Origin of the sequence: Bacteroides sp. NSJ-48 (genome assembly GCF_014287405.1) — a bacterium.
GTDB lineage: Bacteria > Bacteroidota > Bacteroidia > Bacteroidales > Bacteroidaceae > Bacteroides > Bacteroides stercoris.
Genome location: NZ_JACOOD010000022.1, coordinates 42,921 through 69,168, shown reverse-complemented (window position 1 = coordinate 69,168; position 26,248 = coordinate 42,921). Strand labels below are relative to the sequence as shown.

The following is a 26,248-nucleotide window of genomic DNA, read 5'->3' as shown; positions in this document are numbered from 1 at the left end:
GTCGCTGCAAGCACTTGGCTATGACGGTGGCGAATCTTGTCGTAATACATCAATTGAACTTTTTAGGCCACAAAGATAAGTCAAAGAACGCTTTAATCAATTATTCGATATAAACTCTATTATTAAAAAATAGATGTTTCAGTCATTGCAACTGGACATCATTCCAAATTTATCCGATTTATAATAATCGGCTTATTGCCAGTAGACCAAAACCCGACAATGTATAAATGAGAAGGATCAATCCTTGTTCCGTTCTTGTCTTTCATGTTTTGCAGGTCTACTATAACTTTACGTGATGAACCGAAATCATAGGCTGCGGGTTCCGTCCAATAATTATTTTTGTCAAAAATACGAAAAGAGACACTGCTCGTATTATCATTGCCCAATTCCACAGTAATCGTGCGATAAGCAGAAAGATTCAGTCCAGAAGAGAATTGCCAGCCACCAAAACCATATCGTCCGGTTATCAACGTACGGGTGTTTTCATCAAAACTGCCCTTTTCCCAGATAGAAGGATTAAAAGCTTCTTTCGTCAATGAAAAAGGATGGAGAACCGTAACTACAAGTGCCAGTGTACTGGAAACTCTCGTCACAGGATGCTGATAGTTTATTGTCACAGTTGCATTTCCCGGAGTAACTCCTACCAGTTTACCCGCCCGTTCCACAGCCAGCACTGAAGGGTTAGAACTGCTGATTTCAGCGTCTGCTGTAACCATTCGTGTAGAGCCGTCGGAATAAACAGCACGTACTTTAAGATAATTTACCCCACCCATCGGCAAGTTCAAAGTATCCTCTTGCCCCATAAGTTCCAATCTTACAGGTGCACCATTCACCACCACACCATCGGCATACTCTTTAAACCAATGGTACATAGCCCACGGACAAGCCTCGGGATCATTGAGAAACGTATAATTGCCGGAAGTGCCCGGTATATCTTTAAAAGCTGCCAATTCATGTGACCTCGTGGTAAAAAAAAGCCAGGATACATTACCTGAATTATCGGCAATATATTTGAAGTTGGCCCCAAAGCCCTCTCCTCCTGCCACTCCCGTTATGCTCTTTCCCCAAGTAGCATTGTACTTTTTGGGCGCCCAATCTATTTCGGTCACCATGATGGGAGCAAAAGCGGCCACCGGTCCTACTTGAGCATCCCAACCGCGTTGGAAGCTTTCATAACCTCCACCAGTAGAAGAACCTATGCCTTCGCTACTATCTTCCTCGGCATCACTGCCATACCAACCGGGATAACAATGTACGGCAAAACCAATATTCTCACCTTGAATACGATGCTTAGCATAACCGGCATAAGACGACTGATAGGACAATCCCGGTACCCAGATAATATTACGACAATTAGCACGTATCTTATCTACTATAGCTTGGAAATAGAGTTGAAGATTCTGAAAATGCCCATCGTCCGTACTGCCATAAGTACCGTCCGTGCCTTTTATCTTAACAGGTTCATTGGCAAGTTCGAACATTACACCAATATTGTTTTTCAATTTAGGATGTTGCGAAACAATATCCCATACTTTGAGCAAGAACTGCTGATAGGAGTCTCCCAACTCGATACCCTGATAGGGTGCTTCGTTGGGACATACACCCGGCGGACGCATCACTACGTACATGCCCTTGGACATAAAATATTCCGCCATTGGTACAAACAATTCATCAAGATACTTCCGGAAACGAGTTTCGGAGAAGCGCTCGTGTCCCTCATACCGTACAGACTGCATAGCAGGATCATCGCTCCAATAAGGATCAAGATGCATTCGAACAAAATTAAACTTCCATCCAGCAGCCAAAATTCCGTCCACCATACTCTTATTATAATTGAGACAGCCCTGCACATCATAATCATTCCAAGCATTATTATTAAAGAAAGGACTGTAAGTCTGCGTGAAACCATGCAGATTAATGATTTCTCCCTTTTCATTTTTCAGGTAACGACCTACCACATTCAAAATGGGTAACACACTGTTCTGATTATCTCCACTATTTCCCGAATCATCATCGGGTTTCGGCTCTTCCACATCCGATTTCGGTGGTTCCGGTTTCAACTCCTCTAGTATCGAATCATCGGAACAAGCCGAGAGAAATACGAACAAAAATAAAAGAAGATTTACTATATTTTTCATGGTTGTCAATTATCTTACTGAATTAACTAACCTAATTTCCAATAACAGACAAAAGGCTATAAAGGCGACGATTTCGCTCTGCGAATTCCGTCGCCTATTTCTATAAGATGCTATTATTTACCAGCTAAGCCATCGGCAAAACCAGCATAGGTATGTTTACGATTATAGTTCAAATCCCAAAGACCGATAGGTTGTCCCTTTCTCCAACCTGAATCTGCAGGACTGTCCGTAGCAGCCCATTGTGTAATTCCATACTGCTGCGCTACCGGAATGATTTCAAAATACTTCTGAATAATGAATTTGTAAAAATCAGACATTTTCTGATATTGTTCAAAAGTAACCAATTCAGTTTTGATACCTTCTCCAAATGCTTTTTCCACAATACCCATATCTAATTCTGTAATCTTAATCAACTTACCACTTGCAGCCAATAACTCAAACATATTGACAATAGATTCTTCCTGTTTCTTCTGATCAGCCTCATTCAAAATATAACTAACATGCATCTGTGTACCGATACCGTCAATCTTTGTTTCACCATCAGATTCCCAACGTTTAATCCAATTAATCAAACTTTTTACTTTTTTATTGTTATCCCACCAAGATTCCAAATTATAGTCATTGATGAAGAGTTTCAAATCTCCAGAATTACCACCATTTTCTGCAAAATATTTGCGGGCAAACTTAATTGGAATACGAACATAATCATCGCCCAAAAAGTCTTGCCAGTAGAAGTTCTGTCCCCCTACTCCATTATCATCCGGATTGGTAGCTGATTGAAGAGCATAATTACCATTACCATCATCACCACCTCCTGAAATAGGTTCATTCACAACATCCCATGCAGTTACAGAGCCTCCGCAAGCTTCCATCATGCCTTTTATCCAACGCTCAAGCTCGTTGGTGAGTACTTCTTTCTTTTCTTCAGGAGTCAAAGGAATACCCTCAGCTTTCTTTTGAATACCAAATTCAATATCATCAAAATAGTAAGTATTAGCCTCTTTAAACTTGGCTAAATTCCATGCTATTGTTTGGAAAGGCTGAACACCTTCATTAGTTACCATTTGTTCTGTAACCGTAAATTCCTTTTCAAATTTTTGCCATTGAGTAGTAAAATTAACCGAAACTCCTGCATCATAGAATATATACTCTCCCGGTTTCTTGTGTGTCTGAGAATCTGAACCGGCTGCTTTATCAGCCTTATACTTAAATGAAAGTTTACAAATATCACCTTCTTTTAAAACAGTATTTGCTTTAACAAAGAACTGAGTGCTATGATCTTCAGCTGGATTATCAGCAGACTTTACAATAAAAGCACGTCCTACGCCATCAGCACCTGTACCAGTTTCTCCTATCGGAGCAGCATATGGTCCACCTTTTCCATCTTCTGTTGCATAGAAACAAGAAACATCTTCACCTTCAGCATCACCATTAGTAATTATACTTTCAAACCAGACAGTAGAACCAGACTCTCCTAATTCTTCAACACCATAAGATAAGCCCATCCAACTTACTGTTGTCCAATGAGAAATATCATCTTCATCAAAAGAAGAATTTACCAAAAGATTAGCTTCAGAGCCATCAGCTTTTAGCACTACGTCATCAAAATACAAATCCCCTCCTAACTTACCGAAACAAAATCTTAATCGGTCTATAGAGCTTGTCGGTGTAAAAACAATCGTATTATCAATCCAGCCCTCACCAGAAGTACATTCAGGAAAACCATAATGGGTATTGGAACCATCTTTCATCCCCGGCCAAAAAGAAAATGCACCAGGATTAGATCCCTTTATCCGTAAAGTAAGAGTATATTGTTTACCTATTTCCAATACGTTATCTAAGTCATAATAGATCTCCCAGTCCCACACATTGTCTTTGGGCTCACCAGCTACAATATGCAACACCCGATTTACAGAAGAAGGATCAACAGGCTTAGGCTTATTAGCAATCAAACTATTCAGCCACTTATTATTCTGCTGTGAATGCCAGCAAAGTGTATGCCCATAAACTGTCAATCCAGAAGTTTTTGCCGCCTCTACAAACTTCGTTACTGTACCGAAATCCATACTTCCATCATCTGCCACAATGGATGCATACTTCATAGCATTACCTGCTACTACTTCATCAAAATTAGCAACAGCTACGCTACGAACCATTTCTCCTTTCAGAAAATCATTAGCTGCGACCCCTACTCCCAACTTAAAGTTAGGATGAGTACTACGGTCTATATATGTTTTCAATGCGTCATACGCATTAAGATACTCATATTGGGCTATGCTCTCTGGTTTCTCCGTCTTAAAATCGACGAATTTATCGTCGGCACAGGAGGCTGAAATAAACAACAAAGCCAAACCGAAATATTTATTTATGCTATTTTTCATAATCATATCTCCAAAATTTAATTAGCTTTATACTTGGGAGCAAATACCTCCAACTTATTAGTTCCGCGTGTTTGCAACACCAACGTATCTTTTGTAGCAATTTGTTTAAATCCGAAATCCACATCGTATTCGAGATAGATAGCATCCCGGTCCTTATTTCCCCAAGAATTTTTCTCTCCATCTTCTACAAACTTTCCAGAGCCTGTTGCCGAAACTCCTGTAGTTCCCGAAGTTATGGTACATTCGTTATCATCATTGAAAGTCAATAGCAAATCACAGTTCACTGTTGTACCATTAGTAGAAGTCGTACTAATAGGAAAAACAGCTGTGTTTAACGAACGGGTAGTAATACCACAAACTTCATCCTTTTCCACAGACTGAGCATGACGTTCAGAGGTTGTAACCGTTCCATTTTCTGTAATTTTGTCTATTCCACGACGCAAATAAGAAGCATGCCATGGGTTCATATATTTTACACAATAGAGAATATAATCCTTTGGCAACACACTCCAATAATCAGAATTAGTACGCACCGGTTTATCGCCTTCAATCAGAGGAGTGCCTGTTAAAATTCGGTCGGCACCAGTCTGTCCTTTCATCACCACAGGAATAACATAATTACATCCTAATGCTTTTTCATCAGCAAAAAATGCATCAGTGAGTTGTACCTCTACATTTCCCCAATGTTCACCATTGTAAGAAATTTTATCTCCAGCTAGTGTGTAATAGGTGGAAGGCATAGGCAATACCGGTGTCCCATCTTCAAAAAAGAGATTGTCGCAAAGTGTATTGTCCACAGCAATATCTATAGTAATATCTCTACCTCCGTATGCACCTCCCATCGTGGCATAAATGGCACACTTATGCTGACGGTCAAGAGAATTGTCTACTATTTCATCATTACCGAGCACTATTGTACGTATCGGATACTGATAGGCAAAATACACAGAGGTCCCCCCCTCATAATCGGGAAAAGATTTATCTGCATTCTCACATGAAGCAAAAGCAAATGTCAAGCCTCCTAAGGCCATTGTAGATAACAATTTATATAATTTCATTTCCATATTCTTTTTTGCATTTTATAATTATGAGATTACCATCCCTTATTTTGTTGCAGATTACTCCATTTCAACATCTCACTATAAGGAATAGGGCCGTAGTACATATAATCTTTATAGTTTCTGTTTTCTACTTCAATCACCTTATAATTCAGACTCTCACCAGCTTTTTCTATCTGCATACCTTTAGCTTTCTCGTCCAAAGGCATTTTCCAACGGCGAATGTCCCAGAAACGTTTATTTTCAAAACAAAGTTCTATACGACGTTCGTTACGAATGAGCTGGGCCATTTTGTCTTTGTCCCCTTTGACACTTTCCAAATAAGCATCTCCATTATCAGTTCCCACTCCACCGCGGGCACGAATTGCTTTTATCACATCATAGGCACTATAGGCATTACCGCCCTTGCCTGTCGGTCCCCAAGCATCATTAGCAGCCTCGGCATAAGCAAGAAATATCTCCGTATAACGAATACGAACCGGAATATGATACTTAGCATTCAGCGAATTCGGGTTAGCGTTACAATCCTCACGTAACAACTTACGCATATAATAACCCGTACGTGTGGAGGTATTCAATTGATTCAAACCATTATCTTGTTTATTATCCTCATCAGGATAAAGACCTGTAATAATAGTCTTATCCTTAAATTCAGCACCATTAAACAAAATATATTTCTCCAAACGAGGGTCACGACCTGTGTAAGGAGCGTTTTCCGAATAACCGCTATTAGCCTTATCAGCGATAGGATAACCATTGGCCATAGGGAAAGCATCTACTAAGTTTTGGGTAGGATTGATACGTCCGCTACCATAAAATGTAGGTGGGAAATTATCTTTTTCCTGCTTTATTCCCATATCCCAATCTTCCGTTCCAATGCTTTTATTCCCTCTCCAAAGAATTTCAGCAGAAACTTCACCCGAACCTAAATTGTCAAGTTCTTCTGTATTCATATACCAAGTATGACCTTTAGGATCAAGCCCTGTTACACCGCCAATACGGTTCAACACTGCCGCTGCATAATTTGCCGCCGTTTCTGAAGTAACTTCTGAACCTTCTCTGTACGCAGGACTAGCAGCAAGTAACGCTACTTGCGCCTTAATAGCTTCAACAATTCTCATTGTAAGGCGACCGCGTTGATAAGTACCAAAAACAAGATTATAGTTTCCCAACTGAGCACCTATCTCTTTGTATTTAGCAGGCACTTCAGCATCACTATCAATATTCTCATAATCTAGCGGTAATAATTCGGATGCCAATTCCAAATCTTCAAAAATCTGCTGTACACACTCACTGAAAGGAGCACGTGCTTGATTGAAATCAGAAGTAGTACTTTCCGGTTCAAGAAGCATTGGTACACCTAATAACTTACCATCTTCTGTCCAGCCACCATGAGCCATTAGCAAATAGTAATAATTAAGTGCACGAAGTCCATAAGCTTCTCCACTGAGTTTATCAATAAACATTTTATTGGTCACCTCATTTTTTGCCCAACTCACCTGATCAACAATGCTCAAAAATGTATTCAGATATTGTATGGCGGCTTTACGAGCTTGCCACTGTTCCATAGGATTGTTGTTTGATGCCCATGAGCCAAGAGCCATTTTGGAATAATTACTTTCCTTATCATTGGTTACTGCATCATCTGTAGCAACATCACTTACACTAGTATTTTCGTATGGCAACATAGCATAACCATATCCCAATAGACCTACTGCATAATTGGGATCTGTAAGCATTTCCTCAACACCACGATTGTTCTCCTTAGCAGGTTCAAAAAGATCCTCACAAGCGGAAAATGTAGCTAGTAGAACTGTAGATAATATGATATTTCTTAGTTTCATTTGTTCTATTTTTTAATTAAAATACTGCTTTTACACCAATATTATAGAATCTGGTTTGCGGTGCACTCCCCACGTTCATCTCCATATGTTTGCGCTCTTTTGAGATTGTAAGCAGATTTGCTCCACTTACATAAGCAGAAAATTCACGAAGGAAAGTATTGCGCAATACCCGTTTAGGTAAATCATAGGTAATCTGTACTTTTGCCAAATCAAAACGATTGGTTTTATACAACCAATAGTCTGAAGAACGGAAGTTATTACTTGAACTTTTAGCTGATAAGCGTGGATAAGTTGCAGTAGCTGCTGTCTCTTCAGTCCAGCGATTACGAACGATAGCAGAATATTTATCATCTCCATCTACCCAATAGTAAGAATTATTTTTCATGCCATAAGCACCGAATCCTCCTGTACCCAATGCAAAAAACGTAAAGTTTTTCCACTTAGCCGTAAAGTTAATGCCGAGCGTGAAAGGCGATCCATACCATCCTCCTTTACCTAAATAAATTTCATCTTTCTCGTCAATTACATCATCTCCGTTCTGGTCTACATATTTTATATCACCAGGTCGAACTGTGCTACCCAGCTTTTGTTCCGGACTATTTTTTATCTCTTCCTCACTTTGAAATAATCCTGCACTTTGAAGTCCCCAAACGCCATCAACTGGTTTACCCTTACGATATCGATAAGCATCATCATAAATTTCATCACGTTTAGTTATTTTGGTATCATAATATGTTCCTGACACACCAAGTGACAAATCAAATTCCCCAAAATTCTTGTTAGCATTCACGCTAAAATCAAAACCCATACGGCGATTATTATTATAATTCATAACTGCCATGAACGATGCAGCCAGATAACCTGTATTAAGATGCGATGGGAAGAAAGTGGGCTGATTAATCAAATATCCTTCAGTAGAGTTAATGAAAAATGAAGCATCTGCTGTTATTAATCTATTCCACAGTGACGTCTTAAGGTTCGCTGAAAACTCTTTACGTTTTATGAATGAAAGGTCATTATTCTGCCCTCTAGTAGAAATAGTATACTTACCAGCCGGACCATCATACCATGAGTAGCCATCATTCTGCGTCCATACTGATTCATAAAGGTAAAATTCCTTATCTCCCATTACCAAATCAATATCCTGATTAAGAATGCTACCAGACACACTGAATAGCAAATCATCAACAACAGGAGAATCTTTCAAGAAGTTTTCCCCACTTAAACGCCAGCCCAATGTTAACGAAGGAGAAAGAGCCTGACGATGCCCTTTAGCTAGTTTAGCTGAATGAATCAACGCGGCACCAAAATCAGCATAATAACGCTGCTGATAGTTATAACCTAACTGCAATGCCAAATTAGCATTACTGATACGATGATATTGAGCAGAGATTGTTTGCTGATAGCCGTTAGCAATAAGCATAGCCGATACATTATGACACTTTTTAAATGTATTCTGATAATTGAATTGTCCGGAAAATGCAATCGTTTGCTCATCAGAACTTCCACCAACATTTTGGGTACCCGGTTTTTCATCATTTCCTTCTTTAGTCAGCGCTACAATAACATCTTTTCCACCGTAGTTAGCCCAAGTAGGGATGAACACTGCATAGTTATTATCAAAAGAGGTTGAATAAGAAGTTGCATAATCTACTGCAAACATTGCATTAAAAGAAAGACCTTTCAGCACTTTGTCCAAATTAATATTTACCCCTGTATCAAATTGAAATTGACGACTTGTCCATTTACTACTTCCTGCTGCATAACTATCAGCAAATGCATTTGTAGAATTTGCTTGACTACCGGATAAGAAATACTTACCATCAATAATATTGGAAGTAGTACTTAACAGTTCCCATACAGCTGAAGCATTAGGATCAATCATGTCTAAAGGAATAAGTGGAGCTGCATTTTGCGGGAAGTTAGGACGTACTGTTGCTGCAGCATTCCAATAGTCCCCCTTCGCACTTTTCGAATTATAAAATGTAGCATTCGCATTAATATAAGCACTTATAAAACTATTGATATCCACATCCACATTACCACGTACGTTGAAACGGTCCGTCATATTATTCTTAGCTTCACCAAAATCAAGAAAATCGCCATTACGATAATAGCTCACATTGCTGTAGAAACGCGCGCGTTTTCCACCACCAGTAATTTCAGCCGTTACTTCCGAACGATTATACGCCTTCTTTACATAATCCGAAGAATAATAATTGATATTAGGATAACGATAAGGATTCAATCCAGAACCATGATTATAGATTTGCTCTGCTGTATAAAGAGGCTTTGCAGTAGGATCATCATTCAAAAGAGCTTCATTATAAAGGGTCATATATTCGGCAGAACCCAAATATTCAGGATATGCCTTAGCCACATGAAATCCTGTATTAGCTCTAACACTAACATTTAACCCCTCTACATTACCACGTTTAGTAGTAATCACAATCGCACCTTTAGCAGCTTTACTACCGTAGAGAACCACAGCTTGTGCACCTTTCAGAAAGGAAATCTGGGCTATCTCAGAAGGCATTACATTATCTGCGTCACGAGGCACACCATCAACTAAAACTAAGTAACCAGCATTATCGCCATCCATTCCCCACAGCGAATTACCATTCCAACCACCGACATAGCCTTGCATATTATCTAAACTATAGGTGTTATAATTCTTTTTCGTAAGTTCCTCTACATTAACAACAGAGACACCACCCAAAAGGTCTTTTTGGGATACCTTACGAAAAGCTACCTGTACCATTTGGTCTTTTTTGTTTGCCAATGAATCGGTTTCATTCCAATCTGCAACCTGAGCACTGGCAAGCACCGAAGAAGTGGCCAGCATAGCACAGAGAATGAATCTTGCTTGTATATATTTCATTGTTTATTCATTTATTGTTAAACATACTTTGTAGCTTTCCACGATTACCAACCGGGATTCTGTCCGAATTCAGGATAAAGATACACATCGTCATCGGGCAAGGGGAACCAATAATGCTTCGTACCAAACACACGCTTTACAATCAATTCATGGCGATAGTTTGCAACTTCCGCATTCGCAGGATCGTTTGTCTTATAAAATTCAGGGCTTTCTACGCGATCGAATTCTACAGAATATTTCTCTGTATAAGGAGCTTCTGTAAGTAACAACCAACGCTGAAGATCATTGAAACGAAAACCTTCCATAGATAGTTCCACAGCACGTTCACGACGTATTTCATCCATAAACTTCTTATTATCTGCTATATAAGAAGTATGAACGCCTTTTGCACCACAGCGAGTGCGAATCTTATTAATTGCATCAAGAGCGGTTAGTGAACAGTTCTCTGATTTGAAAGATGCACCACCGACAGCAGCACAACTTTCAGCGTACATTAAATAAATATCCGCCAAACGCATATACGGTAAATAAGTATGTAAGTTACTACCCCAATCATATTCCTTATCACCCTCATTACAAGTATGAGGAACAAGTTTCTGGAAGAAATAACCTGTACGACTACCGAGATCTGCAAAACGCATATCTGCACCAGTAGAAAGATCACAATAAGCATAAGGTTTTTGCGCATCAGATAATTTATCCTCAGCCAAAACAAAGTGGAAGCCATCAAATACAATATCATGATAAAAACGCGGATCTCTATCCTTAAACGGGTATCTCTCATCAAATCCAGAGTTCGGGTCATCAATAGGAAGCCCATTTGCCATACCATACATTTCAACAAGATTAGCAGTAGGCAAATGAATAATCTTATCATGAGAAACAAGCCCTGCGACCTTCGGTCCCCATATTTTCGTCATATTCCAATTACTGTTATTAGCATTACCATCACTACCAGAAGGACCACGGAATATAGCCTCAACTGAACCGGGCATCAACCAGCCTTGGCGACGGGTATAAAAAATATCGGAATAGCAAGTCTTAGCGTCACTTGCCTTCTCATGGTTATAAACATTCTTATACTTAAACTCAGCAAGCGCATATTGAGTCTGTCCTCCCTCTACCAAAGTAAGTAACTCACCGAATGCTTGTGCTGCTTTTTTACAATATTCTTCATCATAATTGTAAGCATTAGCGCCTCCAAGTTGTGCACCATTCTTCATTAAAGGGCTTCCTGCCCACAAATAGTTTTTACCAAGATATCCTAATGCCATGATTTTATTAACACGCAACTGATTCTTGCCTTCCGTAGCTTTACCGATAGACGTCTTGTCCCAATCAATAGGAAGCAAATCAGCAGCACGACGAAAATCAGCAGCAGCTTTATCAGCACATTCCTGATAACTCAGGCGAGGTAAATTCAGTTCTTGTGTAGCATCAAGAACCTGATCAACATAAGGCAGACCACCCCAATAAGTCATCAATTCGAAATGCCACCATGCACGGAAAAAATAAAGTTGACCGGCAATCATGTCTTTTTCCTCTTGCGTACCTACCATTTTATCCAAATTAGCAAGACCTACATTAGCTTTACGAATGCAATACCAAGAGTGTGGCCACAAAGAATGGTCAAACGCATTGGTAGAAGCAGGATTACTAGAATCTCTGTATAACCAACACTGACCATTGCTTTGCCAAGCCCGGAAATTACCTAAATCGGCTTGATGCGTCATATGTCCATCCCCCATAGAATTGAAAAGTTCATCATCACCCCAATTCCAGGATGTACAATAATTACACTTTTCTTTATCAGGTATGCAATTGTATATTTCTTCTATGAACCCTTGAAAATTACGAAAGTTCTTGAACGCATCTTCTTCAGATACCGTCGATTCTGGACTCTTGTCCAAATAATCTTCGCAAGATGTCATGCAGAATCCTACTGAAAAAGACAAAAGACCTGCATAAAACAGAGTTTTATATGTATTATATTTCATCTTGTACACTATTATAATGTGAATTTAATACCAAAGTTATAACGTTTCACCGTAGGATAAGCACCTAAATAACCAGCTCCTGAAAGATTTGCTTCACGGTCGTCGGGCATACGTGTCCATAACCAAAGATTATTACCATTGACATAAATCTTTAAACTGCCTAATCCAAGTTTTTTGATCCATCCTTTATTCCAAGTATAAGCTAATTCAACATTTTTTAGACGAATATAAGAGCCGTCATATAAGAATTGAGTTCCATCATTGTAACTTGGTGTAGAATTCCAACGAGGTACAACTACATCTGCATTGGGAGTAGCTTTTGACCACCATGTACCATTATCAAATACAGTATTTAATTTACTGCCAAAACTATTAAGGGCAACATCACGAGTTACATTAGTTACACCGTAGAATTGTGCAAATGCACTGAATCCTTTCCACTCAAATCCCACTGTTGCATTAAACGTATTCTCTGGCGAATTTGTATAACCATAAGGTGCTTGGTCTTTGTTATCTACAATACCATCACCATTGAAATCGACAATGTAATAATCTCCTACTAATTTTTGAGAATCATTGGCATCATGAGCTGGAGCGCCAAACAATTGGTCATAACTCTGAATAAAACCAGCATCAATATAAGAGGTATATTGATTTACAGCATGTCCAGCAGCTTTCTGATATCCGGGACGTAAAGCCTGGTCATCTTTCACAAGGACCTTATTTCTTGCATGAGTCATACTGAAGTTACCCCAAACACGCAAATCATTAGCAAACGTCTTATTGATACGTAACTCCAATTCATATCCGCTTGTACGAATTTTACCTTTATTAACAGATGGAGGTGTTCCACCAAAATAAGAAGGAATAGAACGATCACCACCATAAACAAAAATATTAGAACGTACATCTCGGAAAAATTCCACACTACCAGCAAACAAGCCTTCAAGAAATGAATAGTCTATACCTACATTCAACTTTTTCACAACTTCCCATTGAATATCTTTATTTCCAATAGCAGACTCGCGATACCATGTATAAATACTTTGCGTCTGATTAAGATCCATCGTAGTGTGTCCGCCATAAGCCCACTGATTCATATAGAGCCAGCGACGACTAGAATCAAAAGGATCGGGTCCCAATTGGTCAGAACCAATTTCACCATAAGAAGCACGTACTTTCAACATATCTACAATTTTCTTTTCCCGAAAGAATTTCATGAAAGGTTCTTCACTGATCATCCAACCAATAGCTCCGGAATTGAAAAAAGCGAAACGATTTTCCGGACTGAATTTCTCAGAGCCGTTATATGCACCGTTATATTCAATAAAATAACGATCAGCGTAATTATAAGTAGTACGGAATGCCCAATCTTCACGATAGGTAGGCATCACGCTTCCCCTTGCATTTTCCTGACGGCTGAACAACCCCATGGCTGTCACATTATGTTTCCCAAAACTACGTACCCAATTCAATTGTGCTTGATAATAAAGGTTACGAACTGTCTGGCTGTTATCTACAGCACCAGGAGAAGTACTCCAATTTACTCCTTGAGTCCAATCGAAACCATTATTGGTATCATAGGATTGTTCATACCGTTCCTGACCTGTATCTGGATCTATCCACTTATGTTGTGCACTATTATACAAATCATTGATACCACGATTGTTTTCAACAAAAACATTATCCCAAGAAACAGTAGCCCGAGCTGAAAGTCCTTTGGTTATAAACTTTAAATCTTGTTCCAATGTAAAATCTGTATTAATACGAGTTGTTGTTACCTGCATCGTACCCCCTAAAGAAATATTTTCCGCTGAGTTAGTTGTATTGGACACAAATGGATACATACCCCAACTACCATCAGAATATTGCGGTAGAAACACATCTGGAGCAATATTGTATGCACCTGACCATTGCTGACCAATTTGCCATTCAGAATTTCCTGTATTGCTCCATGGAGCCTTACGAATGGCATTAGAGCCTGCCAAATTCACTTTTAATACAGTAGTTTTTGTAATATTAAAATCTAAATTACTGCGCACATTGATACGGTCATATCCATAACCAGAGTTATAACCACGCCCGTTATCATAAGTTCTAAAAAGGTCTCCTTCATGCACATAATCGGCAGAAGCAAAATATTTTACAAATTTCGTACCACCACTAATATTTATATTAGCATTATAAGACATTGTATTATCTTTAAACAAAGCTTTTTGCCAATCAACGTTAGGATAACGTTCTCTCTGTTCAATAGTAGTCTGATTACGATAGTTTTCAATAAAAGATTGAGGACGAATATATTCCCATGAATCAGGTCGCAAAGCCAACTCATGTTCAATAGCCGTATTACGGAACATCAATGCATCATAGGAGTCATACTTATTAGGCAATTTTGAAGGAGATTTCAAAGTAGCATTAAAACCTACATCTATTTTCGCACTACCCTCCGTACCACGTTTCGTTGTTACAAGAATTACACCATTAGCACCTTTTACACCATAGACTGCAGTCGCTGAAGCATCTTTCAATACAGAAATAGATTGTACAGAACTAATATCTACAGAACTCATAGGACGCTCAATACCATCCACTAATACCAATGGATCTTCATTGTTATTCCATGAGCTTGCACCACGAATAGTTATCTTCGGTTCTTCTTCGCCAGGCATACCCGTACCTTGAGTAGTAACAACACCAGGCAAGTTACCTGTCAAAGCAGCACCTATATCTGAAACACCAGCTGCCCGTTCCAAAACTTTACCTGTCGTTTGGGTTATAGCACCAACTACCGATGCTTTCTTTTGCTGACCATACCCGACTACCACCACCTCTTCTAACTGTTGAGAATCATCTTCCAAAGTTATTTTGATCAAACCTTTTGAAGTCGCTTTTACTTCTTTGGTCTTCATTCCCACAAATGAAACAATAAGAGTAGGGTTTTCATTGGGCACAGTCAACATAAAATTACCATCTATATCTGAAATCGTACCTATTGAATTATTACCTTTTAATACCACTGAGGCACCAATGACCGTCTCACCATTATTGTCAAAAACAGTTCCCCTTACCGTTATCCCACTTTGTGCCGATGCCATCAGGCAACAGAACAGCATGAGTAAAAAGAGGTAAGGAATCTTTTGATTTTTTTTTACTACATTTTTCATTACCATTAGTTTAAGATGTTAATTAACTACATTGTTCTCTAATCATCAGTCATTCTTTAATAGCCTTAGCTATCATCATACATACATTTCATTTTTATTAGTATAAGATTAATAAACGCTAACAGTTAACATGATTGATTTCACCGCGCAAATATATTTTAAATATATAAAAAAATAATTGTGAAAGTGTTCCACATATCCATACAAACGTTACATAGGATTTGTTGCATGTAACAGAAATTATTCTTCATGTTACATGCAACAATAAATATCACTTACAAACAGCATACAGCCCTATCACACTACCCGTAAATCCACCAGCTGTAGCTGTGGAAAGATAGCTTGCATCGACATCTTTACAGAGCAAAGTCCAATCTTTCTCTCCTTTTAAAGAATAATAAAAATCATAATGAGTACCTTGAGATATTACTTTCAAATAAATTTCTTTTGTTTTTTCAGGGATTGTATCAGAAGCCAAAACTTGTTCAGACTCACCTATTCGTTTTAGAAAAACAGATTTATTTTCTCCTTGCTTATTTACAGCAAGTAAATATTGATGCTTTTCATCTTTAAACAATAACATACCAGCCTCTTCCTTTTCATTGGAAGGATTAAACAACATACGGGTAGTAGATTCGAATTTATGATGCTGCATACGACGGCAAACAAAAGCAGGAGTGTCCTTTTCAGTAGCACTGACAGCGGCACACTTCAAAGTCAAAAAGCCCGGAGCATCAGATAAAGAATACAATTCAGTAGCAGGAGCACGCAATGTCATCCACTGCATTCCCAAAGAAGTGTTATCAAAATCTTCAAATTCTTCGAAGTTACCAAATGTCACACTAGCATCACGCTTTACGCCTGTTCGTTTTAGAATCAGAGGAACTATTTCATTTTCTTGCGTCATATAAGGAAAACCATCTTCGCTCCACCTTACCGGCATTAAAAATGTTTCACGCCCTAAATTTTCAAACTTATTATTTATAGGACGGCATGCCAAAAACACAGCCCACCAATCGCCTTCTTTGGTTTGTATCAAATCAGCATGACCGGCACAAGTAATCGGATTAGGACGTTCAGCACTAAGATGGCGTTGTGTTAATATTGGATTTTTCGTCCAAGGCGTAAAAGTTCCCATCGGAGAATCACTGCGGAAAATAACTTCAGAATGCCAGGTACTCGTACCACCTTCCGCATCCATGAGGAAATATTTCCCATTAATCTTATACATATGGGGACCTTCTATCCAGATAGGTCTTTCTTCCGGATGCACACCTTTGTTTACCAGAATTTTGCGAAGTCCAATCGTTTTATCTGACTTTACATCAAACTCTTGTATGCGAATTGTACGATGCCCGCTATACTCTGGTTTATAATCCGGAGCATCATCATTATTTACAATATAAGCTTTTCCGTCTTCGTCAAAGAAGAAAGACGGATCTATACCGCCCACTTCAGGCAACATAATAGGATCAGACCATTCTCCAAAAGGATCCTGAGTTTTCACAAAGAAATTACCCGCTCCCACATTAGTGGTTACCATATAATAAGTCTTATTGTGAGGATTATATGAAATAGCCGGTGCAAAAATTCCCCCACTCACATGCTGTCCTTTCATATTAACCAATTGGGAAGGACGGCTAAGAACATGTCCTATCTGTTTCCAATTTACTAAATCCCTACTATGAAAGATAGGTACACCTGGAAAATAAGTAAAAGTAGAAGTCACTAAGAAATAGTCTCCTTCTCCATTTGTACATATACTAGGATCTGAATACCAACCAGGCAAAATAGGATTATAAAACGACTCATCATCAGGCAGTGGATTTTCCTTGTAAAAATCATCATCACCTTTATAAGTAAAATAATCAAAAAGGGCTGTAGAATCCTTTACAGCAGGTAAATTTCCATTTGCTTTGGACAAATTGCAAGAAGAAAAGCTTCCCAATATACCGGCAGAGACTAATAAGGCCGATAAAATTGCAAAAAAAGATCTTTTATTCATCAATACTCGATTTTATAGTTATTAATATTTTTAAGGCACACGAAAGATAAAGAGTTCTTCATATTTGTATATTTAATATGAGTAGTTTTATATTTCCGGTTTTTCCGCAACAAATGTACAAAAGACACACATGTGATTCTGAAAATCGTATAACATGTTTTTTTGATGACATTACATATTTTTTTTATATGTTACATTCTTTATCATACATGTAACATACACTCAATTAATCTTCTATATATCAATATATTAAAGAATAAAGATAGATTTTATATTACCGTAATAGGAGTCCTATAAAAATATGCAGCAAGAAAAGGAAAGTATAGAGCAAAAAAAAGGAGTACCGCTGTACTCCAACCTTTGTTAACCTTAAATCTAATACTATGAAAAACACATTGCAAAGATACGGACATTTGCTAAATCTGCAAATTATCCAAAGGAAAAGATATGTTTTATAACACCTTTTAAGAAGAAGGACGTTTTTTTACTTCCTTTTTCAGATACACGCTTTAAATGTAAAGAGAAATTATATCCTCACAGAATAAAATGAACCGGTTCTTTTTATCTACCCGCAAATTGCATTATCTTTGTAAACGAATTACAAATACTTAGTATATGCCTGACTATGATTTAATCGCCATATTAGGCCCTACAGCATCCGGTAAAACTCCATTTGCCGCCGCGTTGGCAGCAGAACTCAATACGGAAATCATCAGTGCCGACTCCCGGCAAATATACCGGAGCATGGATCTCGGTACAGGAAAAGACCTGGCCGACTACATTGTAAACGGCAGACAAGTACCTTACCACCTTATTGATATAGCCGACCCGGGATATAAATACAATGTATTCGAATACCAACGCGATTTCCTAACCGCCTATGAAAGCATTAAACAAAAAGGCTGCCTGCCCATTGTATGCGGCGGAACGGGAATGTATTTGGAATCCGTACTCAAGGGATACAAACTACTGCCTGTACCCGAGAATCCGGAATTGCGCAACCGCCTGGCCAATAAATCACTGGAAGAGCTTACCGAAATATTGCAAACCTATAAGAGCCTGCACAATACAACGGATGTAGATACGGTGAAACGAGCCATCCGAGCCATTGAAATCGAAGAATATTATGCTCATACTCCGATAGACGCACGCTCATTTCCACAACTGAACAGTCTCATCATCGGCGTAGACATAGACCGGGAACTTCGGCGTGAGAAAATTACCCGTCGCCTGCGCCAACGACTGGACGAAGGAATGGTAGATGAAGTACGCCGGTTGATAGATTCAGGCATTTGTCCCGACGACCTCATTTACTACGGACTGGAATACAAGTATCTGACACTTTACGTCATTGGCAAGCTGACCTATGATGAAATGTTCAGCCAACTGGAAATAGCCATCCACCAATTTGCCAAACGCCAGATGACCTGGTTCCGGGGGATGGAAAGACGAGGCTTTACTATCCATTGGATGGACGCCCGGTGGCCCATGGAAGAAAAGATAGCTTTTGTAAAGTCAAAACTCAAAGAGATTTAGTATCTTTGACGGCAACACCGCTTAAGCGGCAGATTTATGAAAATGTTGGACCGATTGAAAGAAACGGATATATGAGTGTAGAACCCAATAAATGGGGCGTAATCTATAACCCCAAAGCCGGAACGCGCAAAGTGCAGAAACGGTGGAAAGAGATTAAAGCATATATGGACAGCAAAGGCGTGTCTTACGACTATGTGCAGTCCGAAGGGTTCGGCTCCGTAGAACGTCTGGCAGGCATACTTGCCAACAACGGTTACCGCACCATTGTCGTTGTAGGAGGTGACGGTGCACTGAACGATGCAATCAACGGCATAATGCTTTCCAATGCGGAAGATAAAGAGAACATCGCTATCGGCATTATCCCCAATGGCATCGGCAATGATTTTGCCAAATATTGGGAAATAAGTTCGGAATACAAGGAAGCCGTAGATTGCATCATAAATAACCGCCGCCGTAAAATAGATGTCGGCACATGTTATTACTATGACGGCCAAAAACACATGACCCGCTATTTTCTGAATGCCATCAATATCGGCCTTGGAGCCCGCATAGTTAAAATCACCGACCAATGCAAGCGCTTCTGGGGGGTAAAGTTCCTTTCTTATTTTATGGCATTCATCTCCTTGATTTTTGAGCGGAAGTTATATCGTATGCATCTTAAAATAAACGGCGAGCATATACGCGGGCGCATTATGACGGTGTGCATAGGCAGTGCATGGGGATACGGACAGGCACCCAGTGCAGTACCTTACAATGGCTGGCTGGATGTATCGGTTATCTACCGCCCCGAACTATTGCAACTCTTTTCGGGAATATGGATGTTGATGGAAGGACGGATTCTAAACCATAAAGTGGTAAAACCCTACCGTACCCAAAAGATAAAGGTATTACGTGCACAAAATGCTTCCGTCGATTTGGACGGACGTATCCTCGACCGGCATTTTCCATTGGACATCGGTGTGCTGCACGAAGCGATAACATTGATTATACCCAACTGAGATATGAACTTTTCATAGCTCGTAAACCATAACTCATAATTCAAAAAAAACGTATGATTGAACTGAAAAATAATCCTGCCGGAAACTTCTTTCTGCTGGCAGGTCCTTGTGTTATTGAAGGAGAAGATATGGCAATGCGCATTGCCGAACGCGTAGTAGCTATTACCGACAAACTGCAGATTCCTTACGTATTCAAAGGCTCGTACCGTAAAGCCAACCGCTCGCGTCTGGACTCCTTCATGGGTATAGGTGATGAAAAAGCCCTGAAAATCCTAAAAAAAGTGCACGACACATTCGGAGTACCCACCGTAACAGACATCCATGCCGCCGAAGAAGCTGCCATGGCAGCCGAATATGTAGATATTCTGCAAATCCCTGCTTTCCTTTGCAGACAAACCGACCTGCTGGTAGCCGCAGCCAAGACCGGCAAGACCGTCAATATAAAGAAAGGACAGTTCCTCTCTCCGCTTGCCATGCAATTCGCAGCAGACAAGGTGGTGGAAGCCGGCAATAAGAACGTGATGATTACCGAACGCGGGACAACCTTCGGCTATCAAGACCTCGTAGTAGACTATCGCGGAATACCGGAAATGCAAACCTTCGGCTTCCCCGTCATACTGGACGTCACCCACTCCCTGCAACAACCCAACCAAACCAGCGGCGTTACAGGCGGTATGCCTCAGCTGATTGAAACCATAGCAAAGGCAGGTATCGCCGTAGGCGCAGACGGTTTGTTCATCGAAACACACGAAAATCCTGCCGTAGCCAAAAGTGACGGTGCCAATATGCTGAAACTGGATTTACTGGAAGGACTTTTAACCAGATTAGTACGTATCCGGGAAGCAATCAAATAAAAAAACAAGACTCTTTTGTGATTTATTATTTATCACTTCGACAGATAAGGCAAAAACATTTTAAAATCAAATAATGATGAAACATTTATTACGTAACTTATGGATTGTTGCACTAATCTTATGCTGTAACTTCCAACAGGTGTCTGCCCAACAACTACCACCTATTCCTATCGACCAGGATGTTCGTATCGGCAAGCTGGACAACGGACTGACCTATTACATCCGTAAAAACAGTCTTCCTGCTAACCGAGCCGATTTCTATATTGCCCAAAAAGTAGGTTCCATACAAGAAGAGGACAACCAGCGCGGTCTTGCCCATTTCCTGGAACACATGTGTTTCAACGGAACGACTCACTTCCCCGGAAAGTCCCTGATACAATACCTGGAACGCATCGGCGTGAAATTCGGTGAAAACCTGAATGCCTACACGTCCATAGACGAAACGGTTTATAACATTTCCAATGTACCGGTCAATACTCCGGGGGCTATCGACTCTTGTCTGCTGATTCTTCACGACTGGAGCAACGACCTTACTCTGGATCCCAAAGAAATAGACAAGGAACGCGGCGTTATCAATGAAGAATGGCGTACCCGCATGAGTGCCATGCAACGTTTTCAGGAGAAAATGCTTCCCGCCATGTTTGCCGGAACAAAATACGCCAACTGCTTCCCTATCGGAACCATGGACGTTGTAATGAACTTCAAGCCTCAGACTTTACGAGATTACTATGAAAAATGGTACCGTCCCGACTTACAAGGTATCATGGTGGTGGGTGACGTTGACGTAGATGCCACTGAAGCCCTGATTAAGAAGATGTTTGCAGATATTCCCGCCCAGCCCAATGGTGCCAAACGCGAATACTACCCGGTAAACGATAATAAAGAACCTATCATATTGGTTGCACGTGACAAGGAACAGCCTTATGTACAAACCTTTATCTTCAATAAGCACGAAACAACTCCCAGAGAGGAGAAAGGCAACGTGGGTTATCTGATGCAAGACTATGCAGCGACACTGATTACCAACATGTTGAATGCACGTCTGAACGAATTGCTCCAGGCAGCTAACCCGCCTTATATTTATGCCGCAACCTATGACGATGACTTCTTCGTAGCCAAGACCAAGGACGCCTTTACCGGAATTGTAGTCTGCAAGGAAGATGCCATTGAAAACGGTATCTCAACCGTTCTCCGCGAAATCGAGCGTGCACGCCAATTCGGCTTTACCGAAACCGAGTACAGCCGTGCCCGTGCAGAATATCTGCGCCATCTGGAATCGGCTTTCCAGGAACGCGACAAGCGTAAGAATGAAAGCTATGTAAAGGAATATGTCCGTCACTTCCTCGACAACGAACCTATTCCGGGCATTGCCAACGAATATACCATCATCAACCAGATAGCACCGGCTATTCCCGTAACCGCCCTGAACCAGATGATGCAGCAAATGGTGACAGACAGCAACCAGGTGGTAGCCCTGTTCGGTCCTGAGAAAGAAGGCTTAAAGCTCCCCACAGAGGAAGCTATCAAGAACCTTCTGAAAGCGGTAAAATCAGAGAAACTTACGCCGTATGTAGATAAAGTTTCTAACGAGCCCTTGATGAAAGAAGCCCCGAAAGGCGGTAAAATCGTATCTGAAAAGAAAGACGATATTTTCGGAACTACTATGCTGACACTGTCCAACGGAGTTAAGGTTATCATCAAAAAGACAGATTTCAAAGCCGATGAAATTCGTATGAAAGGTGTAAGTATGGGTGGTAGCTCACTCTTCCCCGACTCGGAAATCATCAATATCAACGGATTGGATGCAGTAGCATTAGGCGGCCTTGGCAATTTCAGCGCTATTGAACTGGAAAAAGTGCTGGCCGGTAAAAAAGCTTCCGTAAACTACGGAATCGGCGATAAGACAGAAGCCGTAACGGGCAGTTGCTCTCCCAAAGACTTTGAGACAATGATGCAGCTTACCTATCTGACTTTCACAGCTCCAAGACGTGACGACAATGCTTTTGCATCTTATAAAAACCGCAGCAAGGCCGAATTGCAGAATATGGATCTGAACCCGAGTTCTTCTTTCAGCGACTCCATCACGTCCACTCTCTACATGAAGCACCCCAGAACCTTGAGAATGAAAGCCGATATGGTAGACAAGATGGATTACGACAAGATTCTTTCCATGTATCAGGACCGTTTCAAAGACGCCAGCGACTTTACCTTTATTTTAGTAGGAAACGTCGATGTGGAAGCCGTAAAACCTCTGATTGAATCTTATCTGGGTTCATTACCCTCTATCAACCGCAAAGAAACATTCAAGGACAACCACATCGAAATGCGCAAAGGAATCTACAAAAACGAGTTTATCCGTCAGCAAGAGACTCCGAAGGTAAATAACTTCATCTCTTACAGCGGTACTTGCGCATACACGCTCCGCAACGATATTCTCATGAGCATGACCGACCAGCTCCTGGACTTAATCTATACGGAGAAAGTACGTGAAGATGAAGGTGGTACTTATGGTGTATATCCTATGGGACAGCTTGTTAAATATCCTACGGAAAGAGCCGTTCTGCAAATCTTCTTCAATACAGCTCCCGACAAGCAGGACAAACTGATGAAGATTATCTATGCCGAAGCGGAAGCTTTCGCCAAAAACGGTCCCGATGAAGCCAGCCTGAACAAAGTGAAAGAGTACATGCTGAAGAAGCATAACGAAAATCTGAAAGAAAACGGTTACTGGCTGAACAGCATAGACGAATATCTCTATACCGGTATCAATCCGATAAAGGATTACGAGCAAATCGTCAATGGAATCACAGCAAAAGATGTCCAGAAATTTGCCAACGAACTCCTGAAACAGAAGAACCAAATTACTGTTTCAATGATCAGCCCCGAAAAGAAATAGGGGTCTACACCAGGAGTCGTAAAGTAGACCTTTAGCGTTGTAGAGTTGACCTTTAGAGGCGTAAAGTAGCTCTTTACAAACCGTACTATCAGCAGTCTGATTTTTCAACTCACAACCAAAGTCACAGTTTTCAAAAGGCTGCGTTGTTCGTGAAGCAGCGCAGCCTTTTTCATATACATTAACCATCTATCCATTATGAACCTCTTTATAGAATTACGCAAGCACGGAAAGTTGGCAGCCAAGCGAAACCCGATGTACGAGAAGAATAAATTCGGAAAATTCTGGATGTACTTCATGGCTGTATTCTGGGCTGGTTATCTGATATTCTTCGGAACGAGTTTTGCCTTTGCTTTCAACGACGGGGCAACCGAAGCATATCATGTCCTGAACAGCGGGCTGATATTTATCCTCTGCCTGGATTTCCTGATGCGTTTTCCATTTCAGAAAACGCCTGCCCAAGAGGTAAAGCCCTATCTGCTGCTACCGGTAAAGCGCAACCGCCTTATCGATTTCCTGCTGATACGTTCCGGATTGAACGGCTTCAACCTGATATGGCTGTTCTTCTTCGTTCCGTTCGCCATCATCAGCATTACCAGATTTTACGGCATAACGGGTGTACTGACCTATAGTATCGGAATATGGTTGTTGATGGTACTCAACAACTACTGGTTCCTGCTATGCCGGACATTGATGAACGAACGCGTCTGGTGGATAATCCTGCCTATACTGGCATACGGGAGTATCGCTGCCGGAATGTTCATACCGGACAACAGTCCGCTATTCGACTGGTCCGTCGACTTAGGAGAAGGGTTTATCCTTGGACATCTTCTCACCTTCACCGGAGTATTTGCAGCTATCGTAGTGCTATGGTTCATCAATCGCGGACTGATGATAAAATTGATTTATAACGAAATCAATAAAGTAGAAGACACCAAGGTAAAGCATGTATCCGAATACAAATTTCTGGACCGCTACGGAGAGATTGGCGAATACATGCGGCTGGAACTGAAAATGTTATTACGCAATAAAGTCTGCAAAACGGCCCTGCGTACAGTATTTCTGGTAGTGATTGCATTTACCTGCATTCTGAGCTTCACCGAAGCATATGACGGACAAGGTATGAAAAGCTTTATCATGGTTTACAACTTCGTGATTTTCGGCATTCTGTTTTTATCAAGCCTGATGAGTTACGAAGGCAACTACATCGACGGGCTGATGAGCCGCAAGGAGTCCATCTACACACTGCTGCGTGCCAAATATATTCTGTACAGCATCGCCATACTCATCCCCCTGTTCCTGATGATACCGGCTATGGTAACCGGCAAACTGGCTGTGCTGAGCTGCATCAGTTGGGCTGTATTTGTTGCGGGCTGTGTATATTTCTGCCTGTTCCAATTGGCCGTATACAATAACAGGACAGTGGATTTGAACGCCAAAATGACCAACCGCCAGAACATGGGAACCGGATTGCAGAATCTGATTTCCGGAGCGGCATTCGGCGTACCTCTACTTATGAATTTTATGCTGACAACCTTTTTCGGCCCCACAGTTACAGCCTGGATATTGATTGCCATCGGTGCGGGTTTTATATTGACGTCCCGCTTCTGGCTGAAGAATGTATACCACCGCTTTATGAAGCGGCGTTATAAGAATATGGAAGGATTTAGAGACAGCAGACAGTAAGATTTACAATTTAAGATTTATGGCTATGATTCAGATCAGTAATTTGCAAAAGAAGTTCGGCGAAAAGACCGCCGTAAATATTGACAACTACCTCATCAATCAGGGTGATATGCTGGGCTTGGTTGGGAACAACGGAGCCGGAAAGACCACCCTTTTCCGGCTGGTATTGGATTTGTTGCAAGCCGACCGAGGAAAGGTCACCATCAATGATATAGACGTATGTAAAAGCGAAGACTGGAAAAACTTTACCGGCGCTTTCATAGACGACGGTTTCCTGATAGACTACCTCACGCCGGAAGAATACTTCTACTTCATCGGCAAGATGTACGGACTTAAAAAAGAAGAAGTAGACGAACGCATCGCCCCTTTCGAGCGTTTCATGAACGGTGAAGTCATGGGACAGAAGAAATTCATACGCAACTTCTCCGCCGGAAACAAGCAAAAGATAGGCATCATCTCCGCCATGCTGCATCATCCGCAGCTGCTGATACTTGACGAACCTTTCAACTTCCTCGACCCCAGTTCGCAGTCCATCATCAAACAACTGCTGAAAAAATACAACGAGGAACACAAAGCAACCGTCATCATTTCCAGCCACAACCTCAATCATACGGTAGATGTATGTCCGCGCATCGCCCTGTTGGAGCACGGAGTCATTATCCGTGATATACAGAACGAAAACAATTCGGCCGAAAAGGAATTGGAAGCTTATTTCAATGTCAGTGTCGAAGAAAACATCGAAACTGAAAATAATACTGAAGAAGAAACACCTACAGAGGAATAAATATGAAACACTCCTTTTCCTGTATA

At 40.6% G+C, this 26,248-nt stretch carries 14 protein-coding genes; 6 read left to right on the top strand and 8 right to left on the bottom strand.

What is annotated here, in order from left to right; genetic code table 11:
* Positions 1 to 158: 158 nt before the first annotated feature.
* From H8S52_RS11715 to H8S52_RS11680, 8 genes are all read right to left on the bottom strand, one after another.
* Entirely contained in the window at positions 159 to 2,138 is a 1,980-nt protein-coding gene (locus tag H8S52_RS11715; RefSeq protein ID WP_186909884.1) for a cellulase family glycosylhydrolase, read from the bottom strand.
* Between the two features lie 113 nt (positions 2,139 to 2,251).
* Complete coding sequence (locus H8S52_RS11710) at positions 2,252 to 4,525, bottom strand: endo-1,4-beta-xylanase (protein WP_022104939.1); 2,274 nt, start codon at positions 4,523 to 4,525, stop codon at positions 2,252 to 2,254.
* 11 nt (positions 4,526 to 4,536) lie between these two features.
* Complete coding sequence (locus H8S52_RS11705) at positions 4,537 to 5,583, bottom strand: DUF5627 domain-containing protein (protein WP_022104938.1); 1,047 nt, start codon at positions 5,581 to 5,583, stop codon at positions 4,537 to 4,539.
* Positions 5,584 to 5,612: 29 nt separating this feature from the next.
* Complete coding sequence (locus tag H8S52_RS11700) at positions 5,613 to 7,421, bottom strand: RagB/SusD family nutrient uptake outer membrane protein (RefSeq protein ID WP_022104937.1); 1,809 nt, start codon at positions 7,419 to 7,421, stop codon at positions 5,613 to 5,615.
* Positions 7,422 to 7,437: 16 nt separating this feature from the next.
* Positions 7,438 to 10,302, bottom strand: a complete 2,865-nt coding sequence (locus H8S52_RS11695) for a SusC/RagA family TonB-linked outer membrane protein (protein WP_186909883.1) — start codon at positions 10,300 to 10,302, stop codon at positions 7,438 to 7,440.
* 44 nt (positions 10,303 to 10,346) lie between these two features.
* The gene (locus H8S52_RS11690) at positions 10,347 to 12,299 is read right to left on the bottom strand and encodes a RagB/SusD family nutrient uptake outer membrane protein (RefSeq protein WP_186909882.1); all 1,953 of its coding nucleotides are present in this window, start codon (positions 12,297 to 12,299) and stop codon (positions 10,347 to 10,349) included.
* A gap of 11 nt (positions 12,300 to 12,310) precedes the next feature.
* Positions 12,311 to 15,472 (bottom strand): TonB-dependent receptor, encoded by a 3,162-nt coding sequence (locus tag H8S52_RS11685; protein ID WP_186909881.1) that lies wholly within the window; start codon positions 15,470 to 15,472, stop codon positions 12,311 to 12,313.
* 265 nt (positions 15,473 to 15,737) lie between these two features.
* A complete protein-coding gene (locus H8S52_RS11680; RefSeq protein WP_186909880.1) occupies positions 15,738 to 17,471 on the bottom strand; it encodes a glycoside hydrolase family 43 protein in 1,734 nt (577 codons plus the stop codon).
* A gap of 615 nt (positions 17,472 to 18,086) precedes the next feature.
* Here H8S52_RS11680 and miaA point away from each other — a divergent pair.
* From miaA to H8S52_RS11650, 6 genes are all read left to right on the top strand, one after another.
* Positions 18,087 to 19,007 carry a tRNA (adenosine(37)-N6)-dimethylallyltransferase MiaA gene (gene miaA, locus H8S52_RS11675; RefSeq protein ID WP_005657872.1) on the top strand — a complete coding sequence of 307 codons (921 nt, stop codon included), beginning with the start codon at positions 18,087 to 18,089 and terminating at the stop codon, positions 19,005 to 19,007.
* Positions 19,008 to 19,078: 71 nt separating this feature from the next.
* Positions 19,079 to 20,005 carry a diacylglycerol kinase family protein gene (locus H8S52_RS11670; RefSeq protein WP_186909879.1) on the top strand — a complete coding sequence of 309 codons (927 nt, stop codon included), beginning with the start codon at positions 19,079 to 19,081 and terminating at the stop codon, positions 20,003 to 20,005.
* Between the two features lie 53 nt (positions 20,006 to 20,058).
* Positions 20,059 to 20,859: a 3-deoxy-8-phosphooctulonate synthase gene (gene kdsA, locus H8S52_RS11665; RefSeq protein WP_016661493.1), complete on the top strand. Its 801-nt coding sequence runs from the start codon at positions 20,059 to 20,061 to the stop codon at positions 20,857 to 20,859.
* Positions 20,860 to 20,935: 76 nt separating this feature from the next.
* Positions 20,936 to 23,755 (top strand): pitrilysin family protein, encoded by a 2,820-nt coding sequence (locus tag H8S52_RS11660; RefSeq protein ID WP_186909878.1) that lies wholly within the window; start codon positions 20,936 to 20,938, stop codon positions 23,753 to 23,755.
* Between the two features lie 195 nt (positions 23,756 to 23,950).
* Positions 23,951 to 25,438, top strand: a complete 1,488-nt coding sequence (locus tag H8S52_RS11655; protein ID WP_186909877.1) for a DUF5687 family protein — start codon at positions 23,951 to 23,953, stop codon at positions 25,436 to 25,438.
* A 25-nt stretch (positions 25,439 to 25,463) separates the two neighbouring features.
* On the top strand, positions 25,464 to 26,222 hold the full coding sequence (locus tag H8S52_RS11650) for an ABC transporter ATP-binding protein (protein ID WP_186909885.1): 759 nt from the start codon (positions 25,464 to 25,466) through the stop codon (positions 26,220 to 26,222).
* The last annotated feature ends 26 nt before the right edge of the window (positions 26,223 to 26,248 follow it).